Genomic DNA, 8,074 nt, shown 5'->3' on the forward strand with positions numbered 1-8,074 from the left:
GACCTCTACACTATTTTAGCCAAATAAGTTTCATCGTCGATTTTTATATACTTTATATTATCTGTACTCTTTAGAACACTGCGGCAGATTACTGTGCATTTTTTCACTCCACGGTCATGAACATTAGCTTTGTATATTCTGAATCCGAGTATTGCAAGTGATGGGTTAGAATAAAACCGGTTTGTCTTTACGTATATTGCGCCGATTACAAATATCATCAACCCTAAATTTAATACAGTTCTCTTACTATCGACATCAGTGAAAACTAAGGGCATTATATAAGTGGTTAAAAACTCTAAATGTTCATGGTTTTCATTGCTAATATCCGAGACAGTGCATGCAACAGACCAACCCGAACCAAAGCTATTTGCAAGGACTATTAAAATAATTGCACCAATAAAAATGAAAATCAAACTAACTATGAAAACGATATTTCTCACTTTCAATGACGAGATTGAGAAAGTAAAGTTTTCAGTAAAAATATAGTCCCACACATTTTTTATCAAAACCTTATCGTAGGACATAATTAATAATGATAAAAATAGAAGCCATAGTGATAGTATATATAGTACTGTTTTAAGATATGGCCTGCTATCCATTAGCTTCTCCTGTATAACTTAAAATAGTTTGTATGTTAATAATCTAGGGGAATAATTTTCCTAATTCTCCAGCTAAAAGTTCAGCCTGCTTCAAAATGGTCTCTGTGGCGAGCAAGGACATATCGGGTGGATAACCATATTTTTTGAGCAGACGTTTTACCACCACGCGAATTTTTGCTCTTGCTGCTTCTTTCACTGTCCAGTCAAGACTGACATTGTTGCGGATAGCCTCTGTAAGTACGACTGCCAGTTCTCGTAGTTTTTCCTTTTCCATTAACTCGCGAGCACTGTCGTTATCTGCAACAGCAGAATAGAAGGCATATTCATAAGCGCTGAGGTTTAACTGGCTGGCAAGGCTGTCAGATTCCTGGATAGTCTTGGCAAGCTTGATTAGCTCATCAATTACCTCCGCTGCGGTCAGTACCTTGTTCTGGTAGCCATTGATTGCAGAGGTCAGCATATCAATCAGTTTTTTGCCTTGGGTGATACTTTGATTCGAGCGAACCTTAATCTCGTCAGAAAGCAGTTTTTTAAGCGTTTCCAAAGCAATATTTTTGTGTTGGTAATCCTTCATTTCCTGAAGGAATTCTTCAGAAAGAACGGAAATATCTGGCTTTTGTATCCCAGCAGCGTCAAAAATATCAACAACTTTATCGGTAACCAGAGCCTGATCGATAGTCTGTTTTACCCGAACTTCCAGACTGTCATTGTGTTCTTCTTCTGATCCGGCTGAGTTTTCAGTAAATTTATTCAGTCTGGCTTTTACGGCCTGGAAGAATGCTACTTCGGGTGCCGCTTCCATTGCTTTATCGTGCGGTGTCGCCAATGCAAATGCCTGCGACAAGGCTGCAACCGCAGCCAGGAAACGCATTTTACCTTTACCGTTATCCAGCCCTAAAATATGGTTTTCTGATTCAAGAATAATTGTCAGGCGTTGTGAAGTAGTTGCGGCAAAGTAAGCTTTGTAATCGTAGCCATGCATCATGCCTTCCAGGATTTCCAGCTTTTCCTGCATGAGCGTTACAGCTTCTTCCTGAACCTCAGCAGGATCTCCACGTCCACCTGCATCAGAGTAAAAGGAGAGGGCTTCTTTTAAATCAGAGGCAATGCCCAGATAGTCAACAACCAGACCGCCTATCTTATCTTTATACACACGGTTCACACGGGCAATTGCCTGCATGAGGTTGTGGCCTTTCATTGGTTTGTCGATATACAGCGTATGCATGCTGGGAGCGTCGAAGCCGGTTAACCACATATCACGCACTATCACCAGTTTCAGCTTGTCGTCGTCATCCTTCATACGATTAGCCAGAACCTGACGTTCTTTTTTTGTGGTGTGGTGTTTAGCGATTTCTGGTCCGTCAGCAGCAGAAGAGGTCATGACGACTTTAATCACGCCATCATTTAGATTATCGCTGTGCCATTCAGGTTTTAACTCTATGATTTCTTTATAAAGTTCAGCAGCAATACGACGGGACATGGTGACAATCATGCCCTTGCCATGATCGGCATTAGATTTTAAGCGCTGTTCAAAGTGCTGAACCATATCCGCCGCAATAGCTTTAATACGTTTTGAACTGCCAATCAAACCTTCGATTCTGGCCCATTTAGACCGTTCTTTCTGGGTAAGCGTCAGCTCGTCTTCGTTAAACTCATCGTCGAAGTCTTCAATTAGCTGGCGACCTTCGTCACTGATGGCAATTTTGGCAAGACGGCTTTCATAGAAGATACGCACGGTTGCACCGTCTTCTACAGCCTGTGAGATATCGTAGATATCAACGTAGTTACCAAAAACCGCAGGTGTGTTTACGTCCGTTTTTTCTATGGGGGTTCCGGTAAAGCCAAGATAGGTCGCATTGGGCAAGGCATCACGCATATATTTGGCAAAGCCATAAACGGTACGTTTACCTGTTACGTTGCCTTCGCTGTCTTTCACGTCGACTTCTTTGGCGCTGAAACCGTATTGTGAACGGTGGGCTTCATCAGCGATAACGACAATATTGGTCCTGTCTGACAACAACTCATAGATATTGCTGCCATCATCAGGCTGGAATTTTTGAATAGTGGTAAACACCACACCACCAGAGGCTACGCGCAAATATTCTTTGAGTTCTTCCCGGTTGTCGGCCTGTTTTGGTGTCTGACGAAGTAGCTGTGTCGCGGAAGAGAACGTACCGAACAGCTGATCATCTAAGTCGTTACGGTCAGTGATCACAACAACTGTCGGATTATCCAGCGCCAGCACAATTTTCCCGGTATAAAACACCATCGAAAGCGATTTACCGGAACCCTGAGTATGCCAGACTACGCCCGCTTTGCGATCTCCGGTTTTTTGCGCATTAACAAGATCTTTACTGTTACGTCCCTGCTGGCGCAGTGCCACTTCGGCAGAGGGGGAGTCCGCATTCACCGCTGAGGCACGAATAGTGGAAAGAACTGCTGCATTGACCGCGTAGTACTGGTGATAAGCTGCCATTTTTTTAACAGTACGGATACTGATAATCCCTTTGCTGTCTTCATGTTTGCTGGCCTCAAACACGATAAAGTGGCGGATCATATCCAGCAGCGTTACAGGATTAAGCAACCCCTGTAATAAAACTTCAAGCTGTGGTTGGGTACTGGTGGCTTGCGTTTTACCGTTAGCAGTTTTCCACGTCATATAACGACTGAAATCGGCAGAAACCGTCCCCGCTTTGGCTTCCAGCCCGTCAGATATCACATTAAAAGCATTGTAGTTAAACAGACCGGGGATTTGGTTCTGATAGGTTTTAATCTGATTATAGGCACCTGTTACCGTAGCATTTTCGTCAGCGGCATTTTTAAGTTCGATAACGACTAATGGTAGACCGTTGATGAATAAAATAAGGTCCGGTCGGCGGGTATGGTTGCCTTCTTTGATGGTGAGCTGATTAATGACCAGAAATTCATTATTAGTGGGATCGTTAAAGTCGATCAGGCAGGCCAGCTCTCCTTGTGTATTACCATCCTTGCTGACTTCGATATTGATTCCTTCGGTCAACAGGCGATGAAAGGCCAGATTGTTTGTCATTAGGTCAGGTGTGCTGATCTGCATCATCTGTTTCAAGGCTTCCTCACACTTTTGTTCACTGAGGTGAGGATTCAGGCGTTGTAGGGCAGTACGCACCTTATCTTCAAGGATAACCTGCTGATAGCTACGTAATGTATTGATTCCACTTGGTTCAATGTCCGGGCCGTAAACATATTCATAGCCCATCCCTTGCAGGTGCTCAATCGCCATTACTTCAATATCGGATTCGGTCATCTTTGCCATGCGTACTGTCCTTATTGTCGCTTTATCTGAGAGCGGGCTGTGCACCCGCTTAAATAATTTATGCTACAGATTCAAGTTTTTCTTCTGCATACTGAACTCGTACTTCACCACTCATCAGTTTGGGAAGCAGGGTGTCGCGGAGAGTTTCTAGTGTTTTAATTTGCTGAGTGTTCGTCTCTTTCTTACTAAATATCGGAGATATTTCTTCATTAAATTTCTCAATTGAATTTAAAGAAGGAAACTTCAAGTTTACAGACTCGAAAGTTCTTGTCGTAATAGTGTCAAATACGCTGCCATAAGCTGCTGTCAGCAAATCATCGACAATAAATCCAACCAGAAGATATATGAAGAAAGGATAGTTTCCAATTTTTGAAACAATGCCATAATTGGATTGACTAAAAGCCATATCTCTTGCTAAAAGAGCATACTTTCCCACTGTACCACGAGCACTTATAACGGTTGAGTTTTTAGGCAGCAATTTAGCTGAACTGTTTTGAAGTCCCGCTAAGCTTATAGACTTTTCTGTGCTATACAGATAGCCTTGATGAGCTGCTGAAATATCTCCTCCGGAAATCCAAGGTATCTCATCAGTCCAATATTCAGCAACTGAAGTTTTTGGCGTTCCACCTCCAACTAATGTGAATATATCTAGGACATTTTTTTCTTGCCATTCATCATTGCTATCCACATCAAACCATTGCCTAAACAAGGTTTCAGCCATAGATTCCAGAGTTTTATTCTGACGATGAAGCAGGTCTATTTTTTCATCAATAGAATACAATACAGAACTTATAGCAACTTGCTCATTATAAGGTGGCAGAGATATTGGGATTTTTTTAAGGACAGATGATTTAATCCCGAATACAGTTGTGCCCGAAGCTCGTGATTCAAGTTCATATTGGCCTTGCTCTGATTGCAACCAATATTTAAGAAACTTATTATCAAGGATGTTTTTATACCCTCTAAGGGTAATAATTCGTTGAGCAAGCGCGATATTTTTATTCTTGATTAATGCAACTTCACCCAGTGGAGCCTCGGTGGTTAAAACAACATCGTTGACTTCTGGATAGCCGCGGGTCATCCAAAGTGGATAATCCTCAACCGAAATAAATTCGGTAGCAGTGTTTAAACGCCCATCTTTTATAATTTTAGCCGTGATGAGTGGTATACCTGAATCTTTTTTATCAGGAGTTTTTCCTCTATAATCAATGAAGTATTCAACAACTTCATCTAAGTTTTTAACAACCCACTCACTCATAAAACCACCTTCGCCAGATTATCAGCGATAGCTTTATTAAGACGTGCTTCTTCTTCCAGTTGGGCTTCAAACTCCGCTTTAAGGGTCGTAAAACGTTCTTTGAAGTCGAAATCGTCTTCTTCATCAGCAAGGCCGACATAACGACCCGGAGTCAGCACATAATCGAGTTTAGCAACTTCATCAATGTCTACTGACGCACAGAAACCAGCCACATCTTCGTAGTCGCCACCTTTGTTACGCCAGTTATGGTAGGTATCGGCTATGGTTTTAATATCGTAGTCAGACAGGACTTTGGTTCGACGATTAATTAAATGGCCTAAGTTACGGGCATCAATAAACAGAATTTCTTTACTGCGATCACGATAGTGGCTGCTGTTTACACGATCTCGACGCATAAACCATAGAGCGGCGGGGATCTGGGTGTTCAAGAACAGTTTTGCAGGTAAGTTAACGATACAGTCAATAACATTGGCATCTTTTACCAGTGCGGCACGGATATCACCTTCACCAGAACTTTTAGATGTTAAAGCCCCTTTTGCCAGTACAACACCAGCCTGACCTTTTGGCGACAGGTGATACAGAAAATGCTGCATCCAGGCAAAGTTAGCATTCCCGGTAGGTGGGATACCGTATTGCCAACGGGCATCGCCACGAAGCTGCTCACCGGACCAGTCAGACACGTTAAACGGTGGATTGGCAATGATAAAATCAGATTTTAGATCTTTGTGGGCATCGTTAAGGAATGAGCCTTCACTGTTCCAGCGGACGTGTTCTGAATTGATACCCCGGATAGCCAGGTTCATTTTTGCCAGACGCCAAGTGGTCTGGTTGGATTCCTGACCGTAAATCGAAATATCGTCAATATTTCCCTGATGCGCTTCAACAAATTTTTCTGACTGAACGAACATACCACCGGAACCGCAGCAAGGGTCAAAGACACGGCCTTTATAAGGTTCAAGCATGTTAACAAGCAGGCTTACAATGGATTTTGGTGTATAGAACTGACCACCTTGTTTACCTTCTGCCAGTGCAAATTCACCAAGGAAGTATTCGAATACGTGGCCTAATACATCAGCAGAACGCGCTTTGGCATCTCCCAGTGCAATGTTGCCAATCAGATCTATCAGTTCACCCAGCACAGTTGCGTCGAGGTTCTGGCGAGCGTAGACTTTCGGCAGCACACCTTTTAGCTGTGGGTTACCCGCTTCGATAAGCTCCATAGCATCATCAACCAGCTTACCGATTTCGGGTAGCTTTGCCTTAGATATTAGATAGTTCCAGCGTGCAAGCTCAGGGACAAAGAAAATGTTGTAAGCGGTGTACTCGTCTTTATCTTCCGGGTCAGCGCCTGCGAACTCGCCTTCACCAGCCTTCAGCAACTCATAATGAGATTCAAAAGAATCAGAAATATACTTAAGGAAAATCAGGCCCAGCACGACATGCTTGTACTCGGCTGCATCAATGTTCTTACGTAGCTTGTCAGCCGCTTTCCACAGGATGACCTCTAACGGGTCTGTTTTGATTTCTTTAGGTTTTCTGGCCATTAGCGTAACCTTATGAAGGGGGAAGATGGCCCTATTTTGCCTTAAAGTTCCGCTTGTTACGAGCTTATACAGCGATTAATTATTATCTGGTTTTAGTGTGTTTGTTTAGCTCAGCAAGTGCAATGACTCATGGAGTAAGTGCATTGTAGCGGGATTGTAGCAGGTCATTGCCGTCAATGGAGCCACTGTCATTGGCATAATTGCTGCATAGCCGACGCCACGCGCACATTCGCCAGTTCACTGGGGTTCATCGTGTGTACTACACCAGTACGCATCCGTAAAGTAACGGCATGGAAGAATCGTTTGTAAAGACGTTCAAGCGGGATTACGTGTAAGTAAATGATCTGCCGGATGCAGTCTCAGTGATGGACAAAATGGCAGAATGGATAGAGGATTATAATAATCTGCATCCACACAAGGGGTTGAACATGAAATCGCCACGCGAATATCTTGATGCCATATTAGCAGTTAATTAGCCGTGTCCGTTTTAGCTGGGGCAACTCCATTATTCAAAAAATCTTTCTTAGTGCATATGCATGGGGTGAATAGATGTACAGACTATGACAAACCATATCTATAATTTTTAATGTTTAAAATTCTCCGTTACATTAAGACATTCCTTGTACATTAAATTCCATCTAAGGTTAAATTTTTAATTTAATAAGGTCGCAATCTAAAATGATGTGTGTGGGGTCATTTGTAAGATGATTTTTCTATTTTTGATAGTGGTAGTTAAGGTGGGTGTTTATCTATTCAAAAATATAGATGTTCAAGGTGGTGATGCTGCCAACTTACTGATTTAGTGTATGATGGTGTTTTTGAGGTGCTCCAGTGGCTTCTGTTTCTATCAGCTGTCCCTCCTGTTCAGCTACTGACGGGGTGGTGCGTAACGGCAAAAGCACCGCCGGACATCAGCGCTATCTCTGCTCTCACTGCCGTAAAACATGGCAACTGCAGTTCACTTACACCGCTTCTCAACCCGGTACGCACCAGAAAATCATTGATATGGCCATGAATGGCGTTGGATGCCGGGCAACAGCCCGCATTATGGGCGTTGGCCTCAACACGATTTTACGTCACTTAAAAAACTCAGGCCGCAGTCGGTAACCTCGCGCATACAGCCGGGCAGTGACGTCATCGTCTGCGCGGAAATGGACGAACAGTGGGGATACGTCGGGGCTAAATCGCGCCAGCGCTGGCTGTTTTACGCGTATGACAGTCTCCGGAAGACGGTTGTTGCGCACGTATTCGGTGAACGCACTATGGCGACGCTGGGGCGTCTTATGAGCCTGCTGTCACCCTTTGACGTGGTGATATGGATGACGGATGGCTGGCCGCTGTATGAATCCCGCCTGAAGGGAAAGCTGCACGTAATCAGCAA

Annotated in this window: 4 protein-coding genes and 2 pseudogenes; 2 read left to right on the forward strand and 4 right to left on the reverse strand. The window is 43.5% G+C overall.

Annotated elements, in window-relative coordinates; all coding sequences use genetic code 11:
- Positions 1-5 precede the first annotated feature (5 nt).
- From kwaA to OGY33_RS16230, 4 genes are read right to left on the reverse strand one after another with little or no spacing between them, the layout of a single operon-like run.
- Positions 6-599, reverse strand: a complete 594-nt coding sequence (kwaA, locus tag OGY33_RS16215; protein ID WP_001594372.1) for an anti-phage protein KwaA — start codon at positions 597-599, stop codon at positions 6-8.
- A 43-nt stretch (positions 600-642) separates the two neighbouring features.
- A complete protein-coding gene (locus OGY33_RS16220) occupies positions 643-3,891 on the reverse strand; it encodes a type I restriction endonuclease subunit R (RefSeq protein ID WP_023337662.1) in 3,249 nt (1,082 codons plus the stop codon).
- Positions 3,892-3,949: 58 nt separating this feature from the next.
- Complete coding sequence (locus tag OGY33_RS16225) at positions 3,950-5,149, reverse strand: restriction endonuclease subunit S (RefSeq protein WP_016239398.1); 1,200 nt, start codon at positions 5,147-5,149, stop codon at positions 3,950-3,952.
- Positions 5,146-6,693: a type I restriction-modification system subunit M gene (locus OGY33_RS16230; protein WP_023337661.1), complete on the reverse strand. Its 1,548-nt coding sequence runs from the start codon at positions 6,691-6,693 to the stop codon at positions 5,146-5,148. Before OGY33_RS16230 ends, OGY33_RS16225 begins: the two co-directional genes overlap by 4 nt.
- Positions 6,694-6,891: 198 nt before the next feature.
- On the opposite strand from OGY33_RS16230, the pseudogene OGY33_RS16235 reads away from it, so the two are divergent.
- Both OGY33_RS16235 and OGY33_RS16240 read left to right on the forward strand, forming a co-directional pair.
- Positions 6,892-7,169 (forward strand): annotated as a pseudogene (locus OGY33_RS16235) (integrase core domain-containing protein); the annotation flags it as partial.
- Positions 7,170-7,524: 355 nt separating this feature from the next.
- Positions 7,525-8,074 (forward strand): annotated as a pseudogene (locus OGY33_RS16240) (IS1-like element IS1A family transposase); the annotation flags it as partial.

It is taken from the genome of Citrobacter sp. Cpo032, from assembly GCF_030332975.1.
Taxonomy (GTDB): Bacteria; Pseudomonadota; Gammaproteobacteria; order Enterobacterales; family Enterobacteriaceae; genus Citrobacter; species Citrobacter portucalensis.